Origin of the sequence: Gardnerella sp. DNF00571G, assembly GCF_049262695.1 — a bacterium.
Classification (GTDB): domain Bacteria; phylum Actinomycetota; class Actinomycetes; order Actinomycetales; family Bifidobacteriaceae; genus Bifidobacterium; species Bifidobacterium piotii.
In genome coordinates this window covers 644,809-670,070 of the sequence record NZ_CP058396.1, presented here as the reverse complement: position 1 = coordinate 670,070, position 25,262 = coordinate 644,809, and the positions used below count along the sequence as shown (strand labels likewise).

The following is a 25,262-nucleotide window of genomic DNA, read 5'->3' as shown; positions in this document are numbered from 1 at the left end:
TTACTTATGTTTTATGCAAAATCTAAAATATAGTCGAACGTTTGTTCTATGGATTGAGTATACTTAGATTATGGTTCAGGATTTATTTACAGCAAGTAGTGCGCCTAGTGATGTAACACGTCCTTTGGCTGTGCGTATGCGACCGAGCGTTATCGAAGACGTTCTTGGGCAGACTCATGCGCTAAAAGATGGTTCGCCTTTGCACAGACTTGCAAATCCTCAATCTAAAGGTTCTCTTACATCTCCAAGTTCTGTTGTGTTGTTTGGGCCTCCAGGTGTTGGTAAAACTACGCTTGCTTATATTGTGGCTCAACAGTCTGGTCGCGTGTTTGAAGAGCTTTCTGCTGTAACTTCTGGAGTCAAAGATGTTAGAGCGGTGCTAGATCGCGCGCATGAGCGTTTAGTTAGTAAAGGTCAAGAAACAGTTCTGTTTATTGACGAAGTTCACCGTTTTTCTAAATCACAGCAAGATGCTTTGCTTCCAAGCGTAGAAAATCGCGATGTAACTTTTATTGGAGCTACTACCGAAAATCCAAGTTTTTCAATCATTAAGCCACTACTTAGTAGATCAGTAGTTGTTAAACTTGAGTCGCTTAGTGTAGAAGATTTGCGCACGCTTATTGAACGCGCAATTTCTAGCGAAAATGGTCTTAATAATCAGCTTAAGATTGATGACGATGCAATAGATTCAATTATTCGTTTAAGTGGGGGAGACGCTCGCAAAACTCTTACTATTCTAGAAGCGGCAGCAGGGGCGGTAACAGGAGATGTTGCTTTGCAACATGGCAAAAAGAAGCCTGTTATTACTGCCGATATTGTTTCTAACGTAATGGATACTACTACAGTTCGCTACGACAAAGATGGCGATGACCATTACGATGTGATTTCTGCTTTTATTAAGTCAATGCGTGGAAGTGATGTTGACGCTTCTTTGCATTATTTAGCGCGAATGCTTAGAGCTGGGGAAGACCCGCGTTTTATTGCAAGGCGAATTATGATTGCTGCTGCCGAAGAAGTTGGCATGGCAGCTCCACAAATTTTGCAAGTAACTGTTGCTGCAGCTCAAGCTGTTGCTCTAATTGGCATGCCAGAAGCACGCATTATTCTTTCGGAAGCTGTGATTGCTGTAGCAACTGCTCCAAAATCAAACGCAAGCTATAATGCGATTAATAAGGCTTTGCAAGATGTTGATGCTGGAAATATTGGTCAAGTGCCTCTTCATTTGCGTAACGCTCCAACTGCTTTAATGAAAAGCTGGGGAAATCACGAAGGCTATAAGTACGCTCACGACTACCCAGGAGCTGTTGCATCTCAGCAATATATGCCAGATGAGCTAGTTGGCCGCGAATATTATCACCCAAATAATCGCGGCTACGAGCACGAGATTTCACAACGTTTATCTCAAATTCGCAATATTCTCCACAATCCCGATGACAATAAATAAAGTCAATAATTAAAAGGCTCCTTAGAATTTTAAGAAGCCTTTTAATGCAGTATTACTATTTTTTTAAGATAGTTTTAGTCACGAACAAGCATAATGTGGTCAATATCTTCGCGATTTGAAACGCGGAACAATACAAAGCGATTGCCAATTACTTGCACAACTTCTGCACCAAGATGTTCTGCAAGTTCTTGTGCAGCTTCTTTAGCACTTAAGCCAGAGCCATCTTGCACAGCACACTTCATAAGCTCGTGCGATTGCATTGTCTCGTCTGCTTGCTTAACAGCAGCATCGCTAATATCATTTTTTCCAACATAAAGCAATGGGCTTAAAGTGTTAGCGAGCGCACGCAATTGCTTAATCTGCTTTTTAGTTAATGCCATTATTTTCCTTCCAAATCGCGTTCAACATGCGTAAAACGCTAAAACGTCAATTTTCAAAACATTAAAACACTAAAACGTCAAAACGCTATATTGTCAAACGCAATTATCAACAACCAACTATCGACCATCTATTTATAACGCTTAAATTTTCAATGCTTATCGGATTATACATTAACCGTAAGAATCCGCGTTCAATAGGTTCAATACGATTAATACGTTCAATATACAAATATTCCAATTATTAGTTATATAAATATTCCAGCAAAAATTATTCCGCACACAATAGCTAATGTAACGCTTAAAAGCGCAAAGTCTTTTATGTGAATTTTCTCCGTATGTAAGTGCGTGCGCTTTGCTCCAGGAACGTAGCATCTAGAATCTAGCGCAAGCCCTAGTGTGTTTGCGTGTCGAATCACGCTTGCAAATCCTGGAACAATAAGAGAAGTTATTGCTCGCAATCGCTTTTTTATAGATCCGTCTTTTATGTTTCCGCCTCTTGCGATTTGAGCTAAGGCTACAGATTCTGCTTCTTTTGAAAGAGTTGGCAAAAATCGCAAAGCAAGGCTCATAATAAGAGCAATTTCTTGACTTGGCAATCCTACGCTTTTAAGAGGTGAAATAATAGACGCGCATGCTTCAGTCAATCGCGTTTGGCTTATTGTTAGTACAATTATTGACCCGATTAGTATAACAAGCGAAAATCTTGAAGCGAAAAGTATTGCAAACTTTATTCCATCATCTGTTATTAGTAGCGGCCCGATTCTAAAAAGTTCTCTTCCAGAATGCACAACTAGAAGATTAAACATTCCAGAAAATACGAATATTGCAATAAACATATGCAATGACAATAATAATTTTATAGGAGATATTCTAGCGAGAAATATTAGAGCAAGCGTTGACAGTGCAAGAATTCCTAGTTGATAGAAGTTTGTAATGCTAAACGCGCTAAACATAAGAATTAAGCATGATATTAGTATTATTCGCGTATTGAATAAGCTTAGCAATGACTTGTTTTTGTTCTTGTTCTTGTTTTCGCTACCATTCTCGTTAGCATTTTCAAGCTTTTCGTCTTGTTCTTGCACTCGCTTCTTTTTGTTCGAATCAAGCGTAACTATGCGCGCACCAAGCGATTTTGCTTCATTTAAATCGTGCGTAATAACAATAATTGTTACGCCTTTATTGTGCAAATCGCTTAAAATTTTTAGCACGATTTTTGCATACTCAAAATCTAATCCTGCTGTAGGCTCGTCTAAAACCAAAATTTTTGGATTGCAAGCTAAAATTCCTGCGATTGCTACTAGTCGCTGCTGTCCGCCAGAAAGTTCGAATGGGGATTTCTGCGCTAAGTGTTCAATATGCAATGATTTTAGTGTGTTCAATACTCTGGAATGTAATTCACGTCCTTCTAATCCAAAGTTTTTTGGCCCGTATGCTACATCTTCAAAAACAGTTTGCGCAAAAAGTTGCTGTTCTGGCAATTGCATAACGTAACCAATGTTTTTGCGAATTTCACGCATTTGCGATTTGCTTGTTTTTTCGCTAATTTTTATTCCGTTTACGCAAATAGAGCCAGAATCATATTTAATAAGTGCGCATATTGCTTTTGCGAGCGTTGATTTTCCGCATCCATTTTTTCCCATTATTGCAACGATTTCGCCTGATTTTACGCTTAGAGAATAATCGCATAATATAGGAGTTTGATTTTTGCTATAGCTAAGTCTTAGATTCGATATTTCAATTGCCGTATTTGAACTTTCTGCATTTTCCGTCATGCTTTTTGATTCAATAACAGCTGGCGATTTTTCCGTGAAAAATTCATCTAATTCCAATAAACTTACATCACGCAATTTTCCGTTTTCTAGCATTAATATTCGATCCGCATTTTTGCATTCGCTAATCTTATGCGTTACTTGCACGATTGTTGTGCCGCTCGCTTGCAACTTGTCAAAAAGTTTGTCAACATCTTCTTTTGCGCAAGAATCAAGCATGCTTGTAGGCTCATCTAATACAAGAAGTTTTGATTTTGTAGCAATCGACGACGCAATAGCAACGCGCTGCTGCTGACCTCCACTCATATTGCTCGGATCGCTAAAACGGTGATTTTCCATGTTTACAGCGCGTAAAGCGTTGCTTATATTTTGCTTCATAAATTCTTTAGAGGCGCACAAGTTTTCAAGCCCAAAAGCAACATCGTCTTCTACAACTGTTGTAACGATTTGGTCTTCTGGGCTTTGAAACAATGCTCCAATAGATTCTCGTGCTTTTTGGTACGCTTTTGAATCAACATTGTTTGCTTCAAAAACTTTTATTCCGCATAGCGTAACAATTCCAGAATCTGGGGAAGAAAGTCCTGCAATAATTTTAGATAGCGTAGATTTTCCGCTACCATTTTTGCCTATTATTGCAATTCTTTGACCATACGCTATTTCAAGATCTATTCCGTCTAGAATCCAAGTTTTTCCGCCATCATAGCTAAAGCGAACTTTTTGCAAAGAAACAGCATTATCTTTTTTAGCACAATAATCCGTATTGCTTTTTTCGTCTTTGCAACTTGTTTTATCTTGAATAACTTTATTGCTTTGCATAATCAGCTTGCTTTTTACTTAATTGACTAATGCTATTTCGGCTAATGCTATTTGTTTACTATTTGTTGTAGTTAAGAAGTTTTGAAACAGGCTTATAAACAAGCATAGTTACTACGCAATGAATCGCAAGCTTAATCACATTAAACGGTAGCAGAGCTGGAACTATAAGAGCAGCAACTTGCTCAACGCTAATATGAGCATAAAGCGGCGTAATTATAAGATTTCCGACTATTGCAAGAGCAATCGCAACTACAGAGCCAAGCACAAGCGAAATAATAGCGCCTTCTTTGGTTCTAATTTTTTTGTAGACGATTGCAGCGCTAACAGAAGCACCCATTGAAACCAATATTGCCATTATTGCGCCAAACGGGTTAGTAAAGAAGTGTGGAGCAAATCCTAGTACGCTTACGATTGCAGCGGCGAATGGTCCGTATGCAAATCCTGCAATTAAACACACAATTCCCGAAGGATCATATTTAAGGTAGTTTACGTCTGGAATAAGTGGAAATTCTATAAAGCTTACAGCAATAGACAGCGCAACGAATAGCGCGTATTTAGCAATTTTTTCGCTTGACCAATAGTTTGTGCCAGAGTAAGTTGCGTGATTATTTGCTGTGTGATTGCTAGTTTTATGATTATTTTCGCGTGAAATGCTCATTAGAGCCTCCGTTTCTTTCATCCGGACTTTAACCGTTGGCTTCGGATTTTAACCGAATCAGCAGCGCAATGCCGCTCGCGGGCTTCAAGACAATTCACTAATTCAAGAATTACCTCGTTACCGCCAGTAAGGATTTTCACCTTCCCTGAAACTACACTTTATTTTTATCTTATGCTAAGAACATTTATCGCTAAGTGCTAAGAACATTTAGCAGTTTGATTAACTTTTGACTTGTAACGCTTTTTGATGGCAATGCTAAGTGTAAGATTAAGAGCATGAGTGAAATTACGAATACTTCTGTTAATACTATAGACAAGCTTGCGATTATTGTTGTTACTTATAAGCGCCAGGAGCTTCTTGCAAATTTGTTCAAATCATTTGAGTGTTTAAATCAATGCCCGTGGCGAATTGTTGTTGTAGACAACGAAAGTAGCGAAAAAACGCACAAAATGGTGAATGATTTAAGCGATATTCTTTCGCGCAGATGGGGCGCTTCTAGTGCGGACGATTCTGGCGATTCAAGCCGCGTTGTTTACGCGCCACAAAGTAGCAATCTTGGGGGAGCTGGCGGTTTTAGTGCTGGCGTTAAAAAAGCGTATGAGCTTGGCGCACAATGGTTTTGGGTTATGGACGATGATGTTGAAACTGTTCCAGAATCTATTGAGCGTCTTTGCAAGTGGACTAAAAGCCACGATGTTATTCAAGGAAGCCGTTTAGACTACGACGGTGGCGATTTTTATTGGCAATATAACTTTATTGTTTCTCTTGGAATCCCTAATCCAATCGCTCCAGCAGCATTTGGCTCGTCTGGCTACCGCGTTATGAACACAATGTGCTTTGAAGGTGGATTGTTTAAGCGCAATATTGTAGAGAAAATCGGACTTCCAGATTCGCGCTACTTTATTTATTGGGATGACACTACTTATGGCTATCTTGCTAGCAAAGTTACGAATCCGATTGTTGTAAATGACATTATTCTTCGCAGAACTCGTAATATTCCTAATTGGGATATTGCTGGTGTTCGCCAACTAAATTCCACTTCCGACATGAATCGTTACTATATTATGCGAAATCGTGGCTTTATGGCGCGCTACTTTATGATCCACGGCGATTTTAGACCATTTATGTTTGCTCTTGGAACAGCATTAACTGCTGCAAAAGAGCTTATTAGGCTTGTTGCTGTAGATCGTGAGCATATTTTAAGTGGCGTTAAAAAGCTTTTTACTGGTTGGATTGCAAGCAGAAAAATTTTGCATGATACTAATTGGAAGCCAATGCCTCCGTTGAAATAGTGTACAAAAATTAAGTCTTAAAGCATCTTAAAGCATCTTAAAACTTCTTAAAACATAAACTAGAAGCCACCTAGCGTTTGCTAAGTGGCTTCTAGATTTTTATTTTATCTCTTTTTTCAGTGGGAGAGGTCAATTACCATTCGACCGCGAATCTTACCGCTGAGCATCTCATCGAAGATGTCGTTAATGTCTTCCATCTTGCGCATATGGCATTGTGGAACAACCTTGCCTTCAGCACCAAACTGGAACGCTTCTTCCAAATCCTTACGAGTTCCAACAAGGGATCCAACCAAGCGGATTCCGTCGAGAACAAGGCGAGGGATGCTGAGTTCCATATCTTCTGGTGGAAGACCAACAGCTGCAACAGTGCCGCCTGCTCGTACAGAGTCAACTGCGCTGTTAAAAGCATCCTTGCTTACAGCGGTTACAACAGCGCCATGAGCGCCGCCTACCTTCTTCATAGCAAATTCAGGAACATTTTCCTTAAGTGGGTTCACGCACAAATCTGCGCCATATTCCTTAGCAAATTCAAGCTGAGCATCGTTAACATCTACTGCGATTACGTGTGCGCCAAATACGTTCTTTGCATATTGCAACGCAAGATTACCAAGACCGCCAAGACCGAATAAAATAAGCCATTCGCCTGGATGTACGCCAGATTCCTTAATAGCCTTGTAGGTTGTAACGCCAGCGCAAGTGATGGAGCTTGCAGGAGCTGGATCCAAGCCTTCTGGGACCTTTACTGCGTAGTCTGCTGCGACGATGCACTCTTGAGACATGCCACCATCGGCAGTGTATCCTGCGTTCAAAACGCTACGGCAAAGTGTTTCTCTGCCCGTGGTGCAATATTCGCAATGTCCGCAACCCTTAAAGAACCATGCTACAGATGCACGGTCGCCTGGCTTTAATGTTGTAACACCAGGGCCAACTTCCTTAACAATACCAATGCCTTCGTGGCCTAGAACAACGCCAGTTTTATCGCCAAAATCTTGGTTCTTAACGTGAAGATCGGTGTGGCATACGCCGCAGCACTCCATATCGAGTAAGGCTTCACCAAATTCCAATGGACGAAGTTCCTTCTCTACAACCTGAGCCTTCTTATCTTTGGTTGCAACAATAGCCTTCATAGAAACCTCCTTGTTCTATGCTTCATCTTTGAAAAACATTGCTTTTTCAGTTTTCTTTTACCTGTTTGGTAAAAGCTATCTTTTATTCTACATTATTTTTACGATTTTTCATGATAAAAATCACATTTTAATAAAAATTTTTATAAAAATTTATGGCTTAATGATAATAATTATCGTATTCAATATTTTTCTTATCGTTTTCTTATCTTTTTCTTATACTCAACACTCCGTAAAATTGCTTGAATACAGCAGAAAATCACTATATATTTTTTTATTTTTGATTATAACTTGCATTCAACAATAAATCAGGCTACTATGGCATCTTGCTTGCGGATATAGCTTAGTTGGTAAAGCGCAACCTTGCCAAGGTTGAGACCGCGGGTTCGAGTCCCGCTGTCCGCTCCATTTGATTTCTCAGCAGACATGTCCTCATATCTACTGAGATTTTTTATTTTCTATTACATGTCTCAGCACGTATGCCAGCTTTCGGTGTTATAGGCAGCCAAAAGGGTATAGGCCAAAACTGCGTAAAGCTAAGCTGATGAATATTCTGAAAATAGAATTAGTCAGCCTAGCTTTGGACTATAAAGCAATTCTTTTTATTCAATGTGTATAACTTTTGTTAGATAATCCTTGATTTTTCGGCGAAAATTCAAGCGTTATGAATGTTTTATCCACATATTAAATTAACTCTTTTATTTTTTGCAATAAGCTGTATGCTTTACTTAAACATTAGAAAATAATGTGAAAACAAAATTAACAAATAAGGAATTAAAAAATAAATGACTTGACAAAATTTTAGGAAAGAAGGAGAGAATGAGAAATTTTTCTAACACTCTGTTATACGCAAACGATGATGATAATGAGACATTTTGGGAGGTTATTAATAGTAACTTCCCAGATCAAGTAGATCCGTCGCGGTTCCAGACTAAAGATAGAAGACCTTTTCCAGTTTATGAAGGTTTAATACCAGTTGGGTCTTCTCGCTCAATGGCAAGTTATCACGTATCATCGTGTTTCAATAATACGCATGGTAAAAAGATGTACCTATATCTTGCAATGCAAATATGCAAAGTAGCGTGCATAGTAGGTGATATTTCTCACGGCAGGCCAATATCGCCAGAGATGAAAAGAGCATTAACAAAAGAGTGTATATACAAACTCGAGAATATGTGGTACTTGATTAATGAATGCTACAAAGATAAGCATAATGAGGCAGAAGTTTCTAAGCTAAGAAGCAATCCAACAATACCTAAGATGATAAATGGAATACTGGTTTCTCCATCACAATTAGAGGCAGTTGTTTTGCTTCATATTGGAGATACAGAATATTGGACATCTTTAACACTTAGATTCATAATGGGAAAATGGGTTTGCACGTTAGCAGATATAGGTTAGGTTTTACCTAATCGTAGTTTGCATAATATGAATTTTAAGTAGTTATTGATTTAATTAAGTATGTACATGCATAAACATGTTGGATTATGTAGCTTATTTGCGTAACGCCCCTAGAATATAATTTGCATTTGCTGTTTTACTCAAGGGGTTTTCTAAATCATTATTTGTTAAATTGTTATTTTGTAAAAAATGCCAATTTTCTGTGCATATTTTTGTATCTTCATAGTTTTGTGTTGGCATGCTTATACCGTACAATTAAGAATATGCTGCGAGAATTTTCTGTAGAAGACATTCACCCAACTAACGATGGTGACACAATTTATTCATTGCTTGCCAATAGGGCAATGCGAGACCCGCAAGGCGTGATTGCACAATGGCAAGATGACAATACTCGTCAATGGCACGATGTTAGCGCATCACAGATGCTATCCAAAGTTCGTTCTACTGCAAGAGGCTTAATCGCTCTTGGTGTTAAGCAAGGAGACAAAATCGTTATTTACTCTCCAACTTGTTACGAATGGGGTGTTGTTGACTTTGCGTGCGCTTGTATTGGTGCTGTAAGCATACCTATTTACGAAACTGACTCCGCTCTTCAAGCTGCAGATATTATTTCGGAAGTAAAGCCTGTTATCGCTTTTGCAGGAGACGATGAGCATGCGCAATGCTTGGAAAGAGTTCGTCAAGACAATAAGCGAATTTCGTTAAAAACGGTTTTTAACTTTAAGGCCAATGGTATTGATGCTGTTATTGATTTTGGAAAATCAATAAGCGACGATGAGCTAAATAATGCTATTAATCAAATAAAAGCAGATGATTTAGCAACTATTGTTTACACTTCTGGCTCTACTGGCAAGCCAAAGGGAGCAATGCTTACTAATAGAAACTTTACGCACATTGTTTACGCAGCATACGATGTTCTAAACGACATGTTGTATAAGCCAAGTAGAATACTTCTATTCCTTCCTCTTGCACATTGCTTTGCAAGGTATATTCAATATGTTGCAGTTGGAGCGAACGGCGTTATTGGTTATGTTCCAAACGCTAAGCATTTGTTGGCAGATTTGCGTAGTTTTAAGCCTACGTATTTGCTTGGCGTTCCTCGAGTGTTTGAAAAAGTTTATAACGCAGCATCTCAAAAAGCTGGCGCTGGAATCCGCGGTAGAATCTTTGCTAAGGCTGTTCAGCATTTTGCTGAGTGGTCTAAAGACGAAGTCGAAGGAAAATCGCATTCTATTTATGCAAAATTGCAGCACGATTTTTATATGAAGACTGTTGGTTCTTCTATAAGATCTGCACTTGGTCCTAATTTAGCGTGGCTAGCTTGTGGTGGTGCTCCAATAAATGCAGAGCTTGCTCACTTCTTTAATGGATTGGACGGAATAACTTTTATTCAAGGTTATGGAATGACGGAAACAGCTGCTCCATGCGTTGTTAACTTTGAGCATGCTAATCAAGTTGGTTCTGTTGGAAAGCCTGGTCCTGGAATCACAATTCGCATTGCAAATGATGGAGAAGTTCTTGTAAAAGGTCCTAATGTTTTTGTTGGATATTACGGAAAGCCAGAGCTTACTGCAGGAGTTATTGACCAAGATGGATGGCTTCATTCTGGCGATTTAGGCGAGATTGATGATGAGGGCTTCTTAACAATTACTGGCAGAAAAAAAGACATTATTATCACTGCTGGCGGAAAGAACATAAGTCCTGATCCTCTTGAAACCATTATTGCAAAGTGTCCTATTGTTTCGCATGCAGTGGTTGTTGGAGATGGAAAGCCATTTGTTTCTGCTCTTATTGAGCTTGAGCCAGATATGGTTCGTTCTTGGCTTAATAATCAAGGAATGGATGAGACTATTCCAATGAAAGATATTGCACAAAATGATGCAATCCGATCTGTTGTTCAGCAATTTATTGATCAAGCTAATAGCACAGTTTCTAGAGCGGAGTCTATTCGTAAATTTGTTATTTTAGACGAAGAATTCTCTCAAGATGCTGGTACGTTAACGCCAAGCATGAAGGTTGTGCGTCCAAAGGTTTTGAAGAAATATAGCGATATTATTGAAACGCAGCTGTATGCTCCAAAACCTAATAGTAGGCCACTTCCTGCAACGGTTAAGATTTTAGATAAAACAACCGAAACTGTTAAGCAGGCTCAAGAAACTGTTAAGCAAGCTCAAGAGGTTGTTACTCCTAAAGTTAAGCAAGCTATTGATCAAGCTGCAACGCATTTGAAGCGTTTTGGAGAAGATTTGCCTGTGCAATCCGATTCTAAGGAATCTTATTCAAATAATGAAGATGGAGTAAACCAAACCGTTAGTGAATAAGATTATAAAATAAGATACTAATAGGCTAATTAACAATTGCAAATATAGATTTACAGCTGGTATTACGATAAAGCTTGTATAATTATAGATTGCGATTTTAATTAGCCTTTTGTTTTAAGGAGTGCCGTGACTATTAGACAAATCCGCGTTGTTCCAGACCCTGTTCTTAGAACACCTTGTGATGAAATTCGCGAGATTACACCATCTGTTAGAAGTCTTGTAGAAGATTTATTAGAAACTGTAAACGACCCAGGTCGTGCAGGTCTTAGCGCAAACCAAATTGGTGTTAATCTTAGAGCATTTTCTTATAACATTGATGGAACAATAGGCTATATTCTAAATCCTGTTATAGAAGAGCTTAATGGTGAACAATACGGAGATGAGGGCTGCTTATCGGTTCCAGGATTGTGGTACAAGACCCGCAGAGCTGATTATGCTAGAGCAAGAGGAATGGATCTAGACGGTAAAACTGTTGTTTTAGAAGGCAAAGGCTTAATGGCCCGCATGATTCAGCATGAATGTGACCATCTTGATGGTCATGTGTATATTGACCGTTTAGAAAAAGATGTTAGAAAGCAAGCTTTACGCCAATTGCGCAATAGCTCTTCTAAGTAGCTAATTTAGATATTGTAGATAATTTTAAGTAGCTAATTTAATAAATTATAGCGATTTTTTATAGAGATTGATTACAAAGTTAGTATAAAGCTTCTGTTATAATTTGGATTTGCGTGTTCGCTTTGAGCATGAGTGTTGTCGCGTTATACGATTGCTCGTTTTTTATTGTCTATCAGAATGCGCATATACGCGCCATGTACGCGTCCGTTTGTGTCGGTCGGCTTGGATTTAGTTATATGCTAGCCAAGTTGCATGCGAACAGACATGGCCAGGCGAGAACCGACAAGAAAGGTATATAGATATGGCACAGATTACCATGAGCGAAATGCTGAAGGCTGGTTTGCACTTCGGTCACCAAACTCGTCGCTGGAATCCAAAGATGAAGCAGTTCATTCTTACTCAGCGCAATGGTATTCATATCATCAATTTGTTCAAGTCGCTCGACATGATCGACAAGGCTTATGACTTTATTAAGCAGACTGTTGCTCACAATGGCACTGTTTTGTTTGTGGGTACTAAAAAGCAGGCTCAAGAAGCTGTGCAAAATCAGGCTACTCGCGTAAACATGCCTTACGTAAGTGAGCGCTGGCTCGGCGGTATGTTGACTAACTTCCAAACTGTTTCTACTCGCGTAAAGCGTTTGAAGGAACTCGAGGAAATGGACTTTACCGACGTTCGTGGATCTGGTTTAACCAAGAAGGAACTTTTGCTTCTTGAGCGCGAAAAGGATAAGCTTTCCAAGCAGCTCGGCGGTATTCGCAATATGAACCGTACTCCTTCTGCAATGTTTGTTGTAGACGTTAACAAGGAAGCTTTGGCTGTTGAAGAAGCACACAAGCTCGGTATTCCAGTTGTGGCAATCGTTGACACCAACACCGATCCAGAATCCGTTGAGTATCCAATTCCAGCAAACGACGATGCAATTCGTGGTGTAGAGCTTCTTACAAGCTTGATGGCCGATGCTGTTGCAGAAGGTTTGCTTGATCACGCTGGCAAGGGTGCAAAGGCTGAAGATGCCAATGCTCAGCCAATGGCAGCATGGGAAAAGGAACTGCTCACTAAGGAATCTGAACAGTCCGACAATGAAGCCAAGGCTGAATAAGCCTGTTGGCAGTTAATGAGGAGAACAAAATGGCAGCAATTACTGCAGCGTTGATTAAGCAGGTGCGCGAAGAAACTGGCGCAGGCATGATGGACGTTAAGAAGGCTCTTACTGAAGCCGAAGGCGATGTAGCTCGCGCTAAGGAAATCATCCGCGCTAAGGGCATTCAGGCCGCTGGCAAGCGTGAAGGTCGCAAGGCTCAAGAAGGAACTGTTGCTTCTAAGGTTGTTAAGACTGCAGAAGGCGAAACTGGTTATGCAGTTGAGTTGAATTCCGAAACTGACTTTGTTGCTAAGACACCAAAGTTTGTTGAATTCTCCGAAACTGTGTTGAACAATGCTATTGAAGCCAATGCTTCTAATGCAGAAGAGCTTCTTGCCGCTAAGGCTGGAGATGCTACTGTTAAGGAAGAAGTTGAAGAAGCAGCAGCATTGTTTGGCGAGCACGTTAAGGTTGGCCAGATTGCCAAGGTTAACGGTCCTCACGTTGAGGTTTACGCTCACAAGAAGTCCGTTGAATTGCCTCCAAGCATTGTTTCTATGATTGCTACCGACGAAGCAGGCGCTAAGGTTGCTCACGAAGCTGCTTTGCAAATTTCCGCTATGGGTGCTCAGTGGCTCCGCCGCGAAGACGTTCCAGCAGATGTGTTGGAGTCTGAGCGTCGCGTTGCTACCGAAAAGTCTTTGGCAGAAGGCAAGCCAGAAAAGATCGTTCCAAAGATTGTTGAAGGCCGTTTGAACGCCTTCTTCAAGGAAACTGTTCTTCTTGAGCAAGCTTATGTTAAGGATCCTTCCAAGACTATTGGCGACTTGTTCAAGGAAGTTGGCGGCTCTGCTTTAGCTTTCGCTCGTGTTGAGGTTGGCAAAGGCTCTGCTGAATAGTTTTTGCTAAGTTTCAAATAATTTTCTTTTACTGAAAACTATTTGAAATGTAAAAATGGACTTGCGTGTTTAACGCGTGAGTCCATTTTTGTTTGCAACATATTGTTTGAGCAGATAAACTATTAATCACAATGCATACAGGGAGGCTGCGTTAAATGGACAACACTTTTGAATTGTCCGCTGCAAAGATGCGCGAACACGGTATGAGCGAAGTTGCTATTAGCCAATTTGAACGTCTTTATAAAGTGTGGAATGAAGATAAAACTGGCGGGTTTATTCGCGAAAACGCAGTAGAACCTATTAAGACTGTGCCAAATTTTCATGAGATTTATGAAACAATTGATCACAATAAAGCTGTTAACGCGTTTTCAAAAACAGCATTTATTAAGCTAAATGGTGGTCTTGGAACGTCAATGGGATTGTCTTGTGCAAAGTCGCTATTGCCAGTTAGAAGGCATAAAGCTCGTCAAATGAGATTTATTGATATTATAATTGGCCAAGTTCTTACAGCGCGCCAACGTTTAGGCGTTGATTTGCCTTTGATTTTTATGAACTCTTTTCGAACGTCTAAAGATACGTTACAAGTATTAAAGCGTACAAAAAAGTTTTCTCAAGAAAATATTCCTGTTGAAATTATTCAGCATCAAGAGCCAAAGCTTCTAGAAGAAACGGGGGAGCCTGTTTCTTGTTCTAAAGATAGCAATTTAGAATGGTGCCCTCCAGGCCATGGCGACATTTTCTCTACTATTTGGGAATCTGGATTGCTGGATATTCTAAAGAAAAATGGCATTAAATACTTGTTTATTTCTAACTCCGACAATTTAGGTGCAAGACCCTCTAGAACTCTTGCTCAGCATTTTGAAAATACTGGTGCTTCAATCATGATTGAGGTTGCTAAGCGTACTCAAGCAGACCGCAAAGGTGGTCATATTGTTAGAAGTATTGAAACTGGCAGAATGATGCTTCGAGAAATGACTCAGGTTGCCGCAGAAGATAGGCGAAGTGCGCAAAGCATTAATAAACATCCTTATTTTAATACTAATAATATTTGGATTCGCGTTGATGCTTTGCAAAAGATTCTTAAAAAATATAAAGGTGTGCTTCCTCTTCCAGTTATTTGCAATCACAAGACTGTTGACCCAACTGATGATTCAAGCGAAAAGGTGATTCAGCTTGAAACTGCTATGGGTTCTGCTGTTTCGCTTTTTGACGATGCGATTTGTGTTGAGGTTGATAGAATGCGATTTTTGCCTGTAAAGACTACTAACGATTTGTTTATAATGCGTTCTGACCGCTTCCATCTTACGGATTCTTACGAGATGGAAGATGGCAATTACATATTTCCAGATGTGGATTTAGATCCACGATTCTACAAAACTATTGATGATTTTAACGAAAGATTCCCGTATTCTGTTCCAGCTTTGGCTGCTGCAAAATCCGTTACAATCCGAGGCGATTGGACTTTTGGAAGCCAAGTTTCTATGTTTGCGGATGCTATTTTAGAAGATACGGGGGAGCCAAGTTACGTTCCAAATGGCGAATTTGTGGGGCCTCAGGGTATTGAGCCAGACGAGTGGGTGTAGTCACAAAATAAATTCATTCGGGCGTGTCGTGTGGAAAATGGCCTTATTTCAACGTTTTTATAGTGTTGATTATTGTATTTTCAAGAAATTTGATGACTTTTTTTGAAAATGTCCACACGTATGGCAAAACACCATTAAAATAGTTAAGGTGTGTGTTGAGAATTTAGCGTTTTTCGCATGTTTTTAACACAAAGTGAAATTACAAAGAAACGATACGTGAGGACAAATGGCAGAAGGAAGTAACGGAAGACGTCGTTTTTCCGATAAGTGGGGCAAACATGAGCTTGATGTACTGGCTGTGTTGTCTTCCGCATTTCCACAATGGCTGACTTCGCGTCAGATTGCGCAACGCGTTAAGGCTTATGCCGATTCTTATGGAGAGCTTGCCGATCAAGCCGCAAAGGCTGCGTTTGCAAAGCAATTCCAAAGAGATCGCGCCAAGCTTGCAGCTATGGGTATTGCGATTGAATCTCGCCAGCCTGAATATTCTTCAAAGTCTGAAGGCCAAGATTTTGCATCCTACAGGTTGCAACTTGGTGACGAACCACGCGTGCGTATTCGTTTTGAACAAGAAGAGCTTCCTGTTCTTGCGGCTGCTAATTATTTAGCTCGTTCTATGTCGATTTCTTCTTCTGAATTACGCAAAGTAGATCAGCAACATTCTTCTGCGTCTCGTACTGCTCCGCGCGTTCCTCAAACGCCTATTCCTGGTTTGGGCTTAGATTCGATTGCTCCAGGGCTTGGAACTCAAACAATTCCAGACGCATTGGTTAAGGTTATTGATTCTAGAAGATTTGCAGCAACTGTTGACGTTGATGGTGAACATTTGAACGTTGCATACACTGATTCCGACGATTTAGCAATGTTTGTTCTTGAGCATCCAGGTTCTTGCGTTGTAAGCCCTCAAGAAGCGGTTGATGCTTTCCATAGAAGACTTAATGCTGCTACGCAATTCGTTGAATGCGACGAGAATTACGCTGATCAAAGCGTTGATTCTGCACGTTCTAATGCGGAAGATAATCAAGACCTTTCGGAAAACGAGCCAGACAAGTCTCGTCAAAAAAAGACGTCTTTCCAAACGGGAAGTGAAGTAGATCGCAGACTTCGACTAATGCTCTTCCTGTCTGCTCATCTTGGAGAAGAATTCCCACTAAATGAGCTTGCTGTAAGATTTATTGGCAAACCTAAGAATGACGATGAGCTTCGTAGATTTGTTGCGATTTTGCATAAAGACATTAATACGCTTACTACCGTTTCCGACGATGGAGAGATGGCAGGTAGCCAATTCTTCGATATTGATTGGTCTCTTTTAGAAACGGAAGGTATTGTTTCCGCAACTAACTCGCTGGGTCTTGAGCGTTTAGCAGGAGTTTCTCAACAATATATGAGCATGCTTACTGCTTCTATCAATTACCTTGCGCATTCTCCTCTTTTGCCTGTTGAACAAAGAGATCAAGCCAAAGCGCTTTACATGCGTTTACGTAGGCATGTTAGCCCTGGTGAGACTCCTTGGCTTAGCCTTACTGGTTACGAGGTGGAGCCTAGAAATTGTTCCGTTGTTCGCAGTGCGATTAGCGCTAATGCATTAATCGACATGGAGTACACGGACGGCGCTGGTAGAACTCGCAGAAAGATTGTTGCTCCTTCTAAGATTTTTGTTGACGAAGGCGTGTACTACGTTGCTGTTTGGACAGATGTTGAGAATCAAACTCCACAAGATAAGCGTAGTTTTGTTGCAAAAGACACTTCGATTAATAAAGCGAACGGTTTGCCTAGAATTTGGCAGGTTTTGCGCGTTGCAAGAATTGAGCGCGCAGAAGTTGTTAAGCCTATTTGCCCTGTAGAAATTCCAGATGTTCCAGTTAGTGAACTTAGAAAATGGAGTTTTGACAATGGTACTCAAACATGCTTTATTACAGATGAGCCAGATTTGAACTTCTTAAAGAGTCTTTCTGGAGCTACCATCGAGCCTTGTGGAGCTGGTGTTAAGGTTCACTTAACGGTTTCTTCCGACTCCTGGTTTGTTGCATTTTGCATTGCTCACGCTCGTCATATTAAAGCTGTTTCTCCAGAGACCTTGCGCACTATGATTATTGCTCGAGCACAGCGAGAATTAAGCGTTAATAATAGCGATTTCCAAAACGTGGAGAATTAAAATGCCATGGTGGATTTGGCTTTTATTAATTCTTTTTATGCTATGCATGATTGGTGCAGGGCTTGCGTACGCGCTTAAATGCGCGTATAAGATTTTAACGAATTGCACGAGTTTTTACACTAAGGCTTATTCTTGTTTTGAAAAGTTGCAAAACGGTGATGATTCGTTGAAAAAGAATTCATATCCATTTTTTACGCGTCCGATTAGCGATGCTGCGCAATGTGTAGAAGAGGCTCGTATTCGAGTTTTAAGACGCAGAGAAAAAGTAGGTGATTCTCATAGGACTGTTTGGCAGCATTGGAATAATGTGTCTTTGCGTAAAGAAGATATTGACAATACAATTTTTAAGGAATCTAAAGAAACTAAAGGAAACTAACGAATAGTTTATGACTACGCTCCCATTATCTCCGTCGCAACGATTTAATGCGTTTCGCAAGACTTTGCAGCATTCTAAATCAATGGCTGCAAAATTTGAAAGCTCTTTAAGTTTTGACTTGGATGATTTTCAACTTGAAGCAATTGATGCTCTAGAAAATGGAGATAATGTTCTTGTTGCTGCTCCTACAGGCGCTGGTAAAACGGTTGTAGCAGATTTTGCTGTTTTTTTGGGCGTTAATCGTGGTGTTAAAACCTTCTATACAACTCCAATCAAGGCTCTTAGCAACCAAAAATATCATGATTTTTGTGAAGTTTATGGATCTAATAAAGTTGGTCTTTTAACAGGAGACACGTCTGTTAACAGTGAAGCAGATATTGTTGTTATGACAACAGAAGTCTTACGCAATATGCTTTATGAGCGTTCAATAACACTTAATTCTCTTGGATTTGTTGTTTTAGACGAGGTGCATTATTTAGCAGATAAATTCCGAGGAGCAGTTTGGGAAGAAGTTATTATTCATCTTCCGCAAAGCGTTAAAATTATTGGACTTTCGGCAACTGTTTCTAATGTTGAAGATTTTAGCGCTTGGATTTCTTCTGTTCGCGGAAACACTCATTTAATCGTAGATGAGCATAGGCCTGTTCCTCTTGAACGTCATGTTATTATTCAAAAAGATGGCCAAACAGAGCCAGAGCTTCTTAATCTTTACGATACAGACAAAAATGGTAATGCAACGAATCGTGTAAATCTTGCTTTAACTAGAAAGTTAAGCCAGTGGGAAAACGCTGCTTTGCGCAAAAAATCTTCTTATTTAAGTAAAGATAAGCGTTCTTATAAAGGTAAGTTTTCTAGAAGAAAATCGCGAGATCGTTCTAGTGATTTACAAAAAAATTCCAAGTCGTCTTTAACTGTTCGTCATACTCCTAAAAGATGGGCTGTTATTGACGAGCTTGATTATCTTAATATGCTTCCTGGGATTTACTTTATTTTCTCACGTTCTGGTTGTGATCAAGCTGTTCAGCAATGCTTAAACGCTGGTCTAGCTCTTACAAGCGATGAAGAGATGTACGAGATTCGTAGAATTGTTGATTCAATGATCTCGCAAAATAAGCTTTCTAAAAGTGACTTAAAAGCTCTTAGATTTGAACGCTTTAGATATGCTCTTGAACAAGGATTCGCGGCTCATCACGCAGGCATGATTGCGATTTTTAGGCATATTGTTGAAACTCTTTTTGAGCGTGGTCTTATTAAGATTATTTTTGCTACAGAAACGCTTGCTTTAGGCTTAAATATGCCAGCTAGAAGCGTTGTTGTAGAAAAGCTAGTTAAGTATGATGGCACAGGTCATGTTCCTCTTACTCCTGGAGAGTTTACTCAACTTACTGGCCGAGCTGGCAGGCGTGGAATTGACGATATTGGTCATGCTGTTTTAATAGACAATCCTGATTTTGATCCAGCTAAAGCGGCTTCTCTTTCTAGCAAGCGTGTTTATCCTCTTCACTCTAGCTTTGTTCCAACTTTTAACATGGCTGTTAATCTTCTTAATAATAGCGATGCAAAAACAGCTCGAGTAACACTTAGCAGCTCGTTTGCGCAATGGGAAGCAAATGCTTCTGCAACGCGCCTTTTGAGTCGTATTGAAGAGCTTCAAGAGGCGATTAGTGGCTATGAGCAAGCTTTCCATTGTTCTAATGGCGATTTTGCTGAGTTTATGACTCTTAGAATGCGCCTTAAAGACGCTCAACATGATCAGCGTAGAAAACTTAAGCATACGCTGTTTTCCAGCGATTTAGAGCGTTCAAATGCATTCAAAGAGTTAGATAACAAAATTGCTAGCTTGCGCATTCAAGAAAGAAATCATCCTTGCGCAAATTGCCCAGATATTCAGAGCCACTTGCATTGGGGATATTATTGGGCTAGAGAAACAAAAGAGCTAAATCAAGTTAAAGAACGTTATAATTCTAGAACTGGTTCTGTTGCAAGATGTTTTGACAACATTTGTAATGTTTTATGTAGTTTGGATTACTTAAAACAAACAGGTAATACGTTTGTTTTGACTAATAAGGGTCAGCTTCTTAGACGACTTTATAACGAGCTCGATGTTGTTTTTGCGCAAGCTATTTGCGAAGGTATTTTTAACGATTTAACTCCTATTGAACTGTTGAGTTGTGTATCTTCTTTGGTTTATGAGTCTAGAGGGCCAGTGGGATCAGAGCCAAGAAGATATCCTGGTGGATTAGACGGCGCTGTATTCAATACTGTTTCTAGATTAAAAGAATTGTTTATGCGCATAAGCAATATGTGCTTAAACAATCATCTTGATGCGTTGAAATCGCTGGATTTTGGCGCAGTAGACCTTATATACGATTGGGCGCAAGGCGCTGACTTGCTTGATATTTTGCAAAATACGGATATTACGGGTGGAGATTTTGTGCGCTTTGCTAAAAGACTTATAGACTTGCTTAATCAGCTTGCTGTTCTTAGCGATTATTTAAGAATTTTGCCTAATGTAGACGATTCTTTAGCACACAAAGCATATGAAGCAGTTCAAATAATTAATCGTGGGGTAGTAGCCTATTGTGATGTTTAGTATGCGTGCAAGGGAATGCATGAACCTTAATGAGACTTGTGTAGTCCGTGCAATTCGCTAGCTTTATAATGGAAACTAAAAGGAGAATATAATATGGCAGAACGCAGTTTACGTGGTATGAGCATTGGTGCAAAGTCGCTAGAATCCGACGATAATGTTGATTTTGCAGCTCGTAATGATGTTACATATGTTTGTCCTAAAGGGCATAGGACTATTCTCCCTCTTGCTCAAGGTGCAGAAGTTCCAGAAGAATGGGAATGCCGTTGCGGTGCTTTAGCGCATAAAGAAGGCGACGCAGATAGGCCAGATGATGATTTTAATAAGCCAACTCGAACTCATTGGGATATGCTTTTAGAGCGTAGAAGCGAAGAAGAGCTAAAAGCTTTGCTTGATAAGCGCTTGAAAATGCATCACGAAGGTTGGATTCCTGATTACGAGTAGTCTTTGATGTGTAGTTTTACTTTAATTTTGTGATTAATCACTAATATTAATTATTTAATTTAGGATTTTAGGGAAAACTCCATGAAAGTTGTTTTGCTTGATTTAGATGGCACTTTGACTCAATCTCATACTGGAATTATTGCGTGTGCTAAAAGAGCTATGAGCGATTTAGGCATGCAAATTCCAGACGATGAAGAGATGATGCGCTTTGTAGGACCGTCTATTCTTGAATCTTTTCAACGAAATGGCGTGCCAGAAGATTTGCAATTAGAAGGCGTAAAGTTGTATCGAAAGTATTATTCCGAAGTTGCAACTTTTACAGATCCGAAAAATCCTAGTGGTAGTAAAATCACTGGAAGTCTTTTGAATAAGGTTTACGAAGGTATTCCAGAACAATTAAAGAAACTACGTGAATCTGGATATTATCTTGCTACAGCATCTTGCAAGCCAGAATATCAAGTTAAGCCTATTTGTGATTATTTTGGTTTAACAGATTTGATTGATGGAATTTACGGCGCAAGTGCCGATATGTCTAGAATTAAAAAAGACCAAGTTATTCGCTATGTTTTGAAAAATATTGGTTTTGACTATTCGCTAGACAAAGCATTAATGGTTGGCGACCGATGGACGGACGCAGATGGTGCTTTAGCATGCTACATTGATTGTCTTGGTTGCGCTTGGGGCTACGCAGAGCCTGGTGAGCTTAAAAAGCACGGTGCTTATAGGATTATTGACAATGTTTGTGATTTGAGCATTGCTATTGATGAATATTTTGATAATACTTTGCGCAAATAATATTTCTATATAAAAATAATTCTATATAAGTATCCGATAATGTACGTTATGTCAGATTTGTTATAAATCACGAATACAACACACTACATAAGAATTAGAATCAGCACACCACTTTCATTTTTATTATTCATTATTTTTTTTTATTCTTAATATTTCGATATTTTCAATATGATATAAATTTTATGTTTTAAGATTCTTTAGTTTTAAGATTCTTTAGATAAATCAGCTCGTACTTGCTTAACAATGCATCCAACTGCGATTGCAAAAACAGCTGAGCCGCCTTCGAGCATGCTAAACATGTTTTCTTGATTATTGTTACATTCCATAACAGATTGACCATCGCAAATTATTGTCATGCGCTCAAGATGATTAACACTATAACAATTCAAAAAAACTATAGCTGTTGTAACGTTTGTAAGATTTACACCAGCGTCTAAAAGTCGCTTAGCAACCGCCATGATAGAAATATCTTTGAAAGAATATAAACGCCTAGATCCAGACCCGTGTGAAGGATTAATCGAAGGCATAATAATGCTTTTTCTAGCCCAATAATCAAGTTGCCTATAGGTTATTCCAGCAATCTTCATTGCAACGCTTCCGCGATATCCAACGGACTCTTCTCCATCGCTAGAAAAAGAAAACAACTCCCCCTGCACTGGCTGATTATTAGATTCATCAAAATCGGCCAGTGCATTCTTTTTAGAAGAGTTTTTCAATACCATTATTGTTTATTGTGTTTATCGCTATCGTTTACTAACAGCACTTTGCGTAAAGAACATTAAGCGATATTTGCCAATCATAATCTCATCGCCATTATTAAGAACTGCTTCATCAACTCGATTACGATTAACATATGTTCCGTTTAAGCTGCCCGCATCTGCAATGCTAAAAACGTTCCCATTCCTTCTAAAAACAGCATGCGCTCTAGAAACAGTAGAATCGTCAAGCATAATATCTGCTCTAGAATCACGCCCAACCGATACAACATCTTCGTCTAACAAATAACGAGACCCAGAAACTGCTCCACGCGTAGAAATAAGCAAAGCGGTGCCTGGCAGCAGTTTTGCTATTGTGTCTAAATCATCCTGTTTTAGTGGGCGGTCTGCGTTCGAGTTTATTGGAATAGTTATTGCTGGCATGCCAATAATGGTTGTTTCGCCAGCTGTAGGAATAGGTTCAGTCATAATTGCTATTTTACCTTCTTATTCGACCGGTTTTGCGTATTGGTACTGTTTTGGTTCGCGTGTTGAACGAATCTCAACCTCTTCAGGCGTTGAAACGTATACGGAAGCGCCAAATTTAACTTTTAATCTAGATCCAACTCCCCCTGCAATATTTACGGCGTTTTGCAAATTTTGCGCATCGCCAATCGCCTTAACTATGTAAGGAGGATTTATCTCGATTCCATCGCACAGCAATCCATGCTTAGTGTCGGAAATATAAGTAGAAGTAACAATGCGAATATCGTTAATAGACATAACTTCCACGCCAGCGTTGCGAAGCTCCTCTATAAGTTGAAACATGGTTGCAGCATCTACACGCTCTTTTTCTCCAGCTGTAATATGAATAATTACACCTTTTCCAATTGCTGGAAGTCTACCAGAAATCAAGCCGCTTGTTTGCGAATTTTGCTTAGCAATTCTAGCAGCTTCTTCTTGCTTATTAACAGATGCTTTTAGAGAATTAAGCTGACTTGTTAATTCAAACTTTCGCTGCTCAAGATTTTGTATTTGAGAATTAGTTTCCGTAATCAATCGCGTAAGCTCGTCTTCGCTCATAGTTTGATACACAAGAGCACTTCGATTAACTTGAATCATATATGCAAAGCTAAGAAGAGCGCAAAGAAGCATAACAAGCAAGCCTGTTATAATGCGCGTTCTAGTAACATGACCTTGCAAAGATGGCTTATTTTTGCGCTTAACGATTGGGAAGGAACCCGTTTGCGTGCGGTCGCTTTCTCGATCTTTAGCATGCTGGCGATGAAGCCGTTTAACAATATTGTCTACATTTTTATCAATATTATTATCGCTTAATTCATTGTTTTTTACGCTGTTTTTTGAAGTATTCGCAAGTGGATGTTTCATATTATCCCCTGAATCTATCCCCTAAATATAAAACGACGAATTGCAGAAACGTTAGAGAAGATTCGTATTCCTAAAACAACAATAACAGCTGTTTGCAATTGTGCACCAACTCCAAGCTGGTTGCCAAGCAAAACTAAAAGCGTTGCAGCAATAACATTTGAGAAGAACGAAATAACAAACACTTTGTCGGAAAAGCTGCGCTCAAAATAAGCTCTAGCAGCGCCAAGAAGAGCATCTAGTGCAGCAAGCACCATGATTGGCAAATACGGTTGAATAACCACTGGAATATCTGGATGCACAACAATGCCAATAAGTGCTCCTAAAATCAATCCAAGAATAGCTGTCATAACCTATTTCCTATCTTTCCTATCTTCTACTAGTCAACTCTTTTGCAAAATTAACTTCTCCCGTTCCAGCTGCCGACAACTTTAAGTTATTAGTAGTTGAAACTTGTGGATTAATACCAGCATTTGTAAGAGAAGTAAACCATTCAGAATGCTTTTGAGAATTTAACTTTTCAATAAGGCTAGAGCTGTCTCCTATTGCCTCAATCGTATACGGGCTTTGAGTTTGATTAACACCAACAAGAATTGTGGATCCTGCAGTACGAATTGATGTTTGAGAGCCAATCCTGTATCCGTTAACTGATATTGCTTCCGCTCCAGCATCCCAAAGAATGGAAACAAAGATTTGAATATCCCTATCGCTAACAACCTTGATTCTAGCGCCTTTAGACATTTCTCTAGGAAGAGAACCATTAGAAACATCGTTACTTGCAGAAATAGGATTTGCAATAGTCAAAACAACACCAGGCCCATATACAGCGTGAGTGCCATTAGTCATGTTGTCGGATTTATCAACTTGATTTTCGTACGGAGTGTTAATTCTTTTAGACTCTTTGTCTACACTAGCGCGAAGCTTTGCAACTTCTTTAACAAGATTATCGAATCTGCTTGCGTGAGTCGTAAGCTCGTTCGCTAAAGATACGCGTATAGCTTTACGCGAATCAGCGTGTAGTTTACGTACAAATTGGCTACCAACAGTACCAACAGCAATGCAAATTAAAAAAACAATTATTCTTGTAATCCAAATACTAATCTTGCTAACATTTTGCTTATTTAGTCTAGAATCCATAAAAAGCGGATCCACTGGTCTGTTGCTTAAATCATCTATTAGTCTAAGAGAATAATCTTCAAGCCTACGACGCCTATCTCGATGCGACGAAAAAGTATACGATGAATTTGTAACGTGATGAGCGCCTAAATTAAACACGGATTTAGAAAATACTGCTCTGCGCTTAGAAAACAAAACAACAGTTGGAGCAGGAAAAGACTCTGGAGCTTTGCCACTAGAGGCATAATCTCCACTTTGATTTAGATTAGAAGTCTTTTCCACCATGATTCATCCGTTGTTATTGATTAGTTTTCAAAAA

22 protein-coding genes, 1 tRNA gene and 1 riboswitch are annotated in these 25,262 nt (G+C 39.5%); of the genes, 14 read left to right on the top strand and 9 right to left on the bottom strand.

Annotated features, from left to right (window positions below):
• Window positions 1-70 precede the first annotated feature (70 nt).
• Window positions 71-1,444, top strand: a complete 1,374-nt coding sequence (locus HXT30_RS02830) for a replication-associated recombination protein A (RefSeq protein WP_119529536.1) — start codon at window positions 71-73, stop codon at window positions 1,442-1,444.
• Between the two features lie 74 nt (window positions 1,445-1,518).
• Here the strand turns inward: HXT30_RS02830 and HXT30_RS02825 are convergent, their stop codons facing one another.
• From HXT30_RS02825 to HXT30_RS02815, 3 genes are all read right to left on the bottom strand, one after another.
• Window positions 1,519-1,824, bottom strand: coding sequence for a YhbY family RNA-binding protein (locus HXT30_RS02825; protein WP_004130815.1), 306 nt, complete (start codon window positions 1,822-1,824; stop codon window positions 1,519-1,521).
• A gap of 245 nt (window positions 1,825-2,069) precedes the next feature.
• Window positions 2,070-4,409 carry an energy-coupling factor transporter ATPase gene (locus HXT30_RS02820; protein ID WP_422111787.1) on the bottom strand — a complete coding sequence of 780 codons (2,340 nt, stop codon included), beginning with the start codon at window positions 4,407-4,409 and terminating at the stop codon, window positions 2,070-2,072.
• A 58-nt stretch (window positions 4,410-4,467) separates the two neighbouring features.
• Complete coding sequence (locus tag HXT30_RS02815; RefSeq protein WP_422111786.1) at window positions 4,468-5,067, bottom strand: ECF transporter S component; 600 nt, start codon at window positions 5,065-5,067, stop codon at window positions 4,468-4,470.
• A gap of 5 nt (window positions 5,068-5,072) precedes the next feature.
• Window positions 5,073-5,224, bottom strand: a riboswitch (FMN riboswitch).
• 118 nt (window positions 5,225-5,342) lie between these two features.
• Between HXT30_RS02815 and HXT30_RS02810 the strand changes: the two genes are divergently transcribed.
• On the top strand, window positions 5,343-6,359 hold the full coding sequence (locus HXT30_RS02810) for a glycosyltransferase (RefSeq protein ID WP_016840173.1): 1,017 nt from the start codon (window positions 5,343-5,345) through the stop codon (window positions 6,357-6,359).
• Window positions 6,360-6,475: 116 nt separating this feature from the next.
• Here HXT30_RS02810 and adhP read toward each other — a convergent pair whose 3' ends face one another.
• Complete coding sequence (gene adhP, locus HXT30_RS02805; protein WP_016840171.1) at window positions 6,476-7,486, bottom strand: alcohol dehydrogenase AdhP; 1,011 nt, start codon at window positions 7,484-7,486, stop codon at window positions 6,476-6,478.
• A gap of 329 nt (window positions 7,487-7,815) precedes the next feature.
• Here adhP and HXT30_RS02800 point away from each other — a divergent pair.
• The 12 genes from HXT30_RS02800 to HXT30_RS02745 all read left to right on the top strand — a co-directional run bounded on the left by HXT30_RS02800 (window position 7,816) and on the right by HXT30_RS02745 (window position 21,746).
• Window positions 7,816-7,891 (top strand) — tRNA-Gly (locus HXT30_RS02800).
• 411 nt (window positions 7,892-8,302) lie between these two features.
• The gene (locus HXT30_RS02795; RefSeq protein ID WP_004130824.1) at window positions 8,303-8,884 is read left to right on the top strand and encodes a hypothetical protein; all 582 of its coding nucleotides are present in this window, start codon (window positions 8,303-8,305) and stop codon (window positions 8,882-8,884) included.
• 263 nt (window positions 8,885-9,147) lie between these two features.
• The gene (locus HXT30_RS02790; protein WP_422111785.1) at window positions 9,148-11,205 is read left to right on the top strand and encodes an AMP-dependent synthetase/ligase; all 2,058 of its coding nucleotides are present in this window, start codon (window positions 9,148-9,150) and stop codon (window positions 11,203-11,205) included.
• 126 nt (window positions 11,206-11,331) lie between these two features.
• On the top strand, window positions 11,332-11,820 hold the full coding sequence (locus HXT30_RS02785; protein ID WP_422111784.1) for a peptide deformylase: 489 nt from the start codon (window positions 11,332-11,334) through the stop codon (window positions 11,818-11,820).
• 301 nt (window positions 11,821-12,121) lie between these two features.
• The gene (rpsB, locus tag HXT30_RS02780; RefSeq protein WP_016792016.1) at window positions 12,122-12,922 is read left to right on the top strand and encodes a 30S ribosomal protein S2; all 801 of its coding nucleotides are present in this window, start codon (window positions 12,122-12,124) and stop codon (window positions 12,920-12,922) included.
• Between the two features lie 29 nt (window positions 12,923-12,951).
• The gene (gene tsf / locus HXT30_RS02775) at window positions 12,952-13,803 is read left to right on the top strand and encodes a translation elongation factor Ts (RefSeq protein ID WP_004130831.1); all 852 of its coding nucleotides are present in this window, start codon (window positions 12,952-12,954) and stop codon (window positions 13,801-13,803) included.
• A 155-nt stretch (window positions 13,804-13,958) separates the two neighbouring features.
• Entirely contained in the window at window positions 13,959-15,386 is a 1,428-nt protein-coding gene (locus tag HXT30_RS02770) for a UTP--glucose-1-phosphate uridylyltransferase (protein ID WP_415701394.1), read from the top strand.
• A 226-nt stretch (window positions 15,387-15,612) separates the two neighbouring features.
• On the top strand, window positions 15,613-17,541 hold the full coding sequence (locus tag HXT30_RS02765) for a helix-turn-helix transcriptional regulator (RefSeq protein ID WP_422111783.1): 1,929 nt from the start codon (window positions 15,613-15,615) through the stop codon (window positions 17,539-17,541).
• Between the two features lies 1 nt (window position 17,542).
• Window positions 17,543-17,917 (top strand): hypothetical protein, encoded by a 375-nt coding sequence (locus HXT30_RS02760; protein WP_422111782.1) that lies wholly within the window; start codon window positions 17,543-17,545, stop codon window positions 17,915-17,917.
• Window positions 17,918-17,927: 10 nt separating this feature from the next.
• Entirely contained in the window at window positions 17,928-20,510 is a 2,583-nt protein-coding gene (locus HXT30_RS02755; RefSeq protein WP_422111781.1) for a DEAD/DEAH box helicase, read from the top strand.
• A 93-nt stretch (window positions 20,511-20,603) separates the two neighbouring features.
• A complete protein-coding gene (locus tag HXT30_RS02750; RefSeq protein ID WP_004130843.1) occupies window positions 20,604-20,951 on the top strand; it encodes an RNA polymerase-binding protein RbpA in 348 nt (115 codons plus the stop codon).
• Window positions 20,952-21,032: 81 nt separating this feature from the next.
• Entirely contained in the window at window positions 21,033-21,746 is a 714-nt protein-coding gene (locus HXT30_RS02745) for an HAD hydrolase-like protein (RefSeq protein WP_020973587.1), read from the top strand.
• A gap of 203 nt (window positions 21,747-21,949) precedes the next feature.
• Here HXT30_RS02745 and HXT30_RS02740 read toward each other — a convergent pair whose 3' ends face one another.
• From HXT30_RS02740 to HXT30_RS02720, 5 genes are read right to left on the bottom strand one after another with little or no spacing between them, the layout of a single operon-like run.
• On the bottom strand, window positions 21,950-22,468 hold the full coding sequence (locus tag HXT30_RS02740) for a MerR family transcriptional regulator (RefSeq protein ID WP_016840163.1): 519 nt from the start codon (window positions 22,466-22,468) through the stop codon (window positions 21,950-21,952).
• A gap of 21 nt (window positions 22,469-22,489) precedes the next feature.
• Entirely contained in the window at window positions 22,490-22,930 is a 441-nt protein-coding gene (locus HXT30_RS02735) for an FHA domain-containing protein (RefSeq protein WP_016635312.1), read from the bottom strand.
• 18 nt (window positions 22,931-22,948) lie between these two features.
• On the bottom strand, window positions 22,949-23,830 hold the full coding sequence (locus HXT30_RS02730; protein WP_016792031.1) for a DUF881 domain-containing protein: 882 nt from the start codon (window positions 23,828-23,830) through the stop codon (window positions 22,949-22,951).
• Window positions 23,831-23,844: 14 nt separating this feature from the next.
• Window positions 23,845-24,177 carry a small basic family protein gene (locus HXT30_RS02725; RefSeq protein WP_004130859.1) on the bottom strand — a complete coding sequence of 111 codons (333 nt, stop codon included), beginning with the start codon at window positions 24,175-24,177 and terminating at the stop codon, window positions 23,845-23,847.
• A gap of 19 nt (window positions 24,178-24,196) precedes the next feature.
• Window positions 24,197-25,228: a DUF881 domain-containing protein gene (locus tag HXT30_RS02720; protein WP_016635314.1), complete on the bottom strand. Its 1,032-nt coding sequence runs from the start codon at window positions 25,226-25,228 to the stop codon at window positions 24,197-24,199.
• Between the last annotated feature and the right edge of the window lie 34 nt (window positions 25,229-25,262).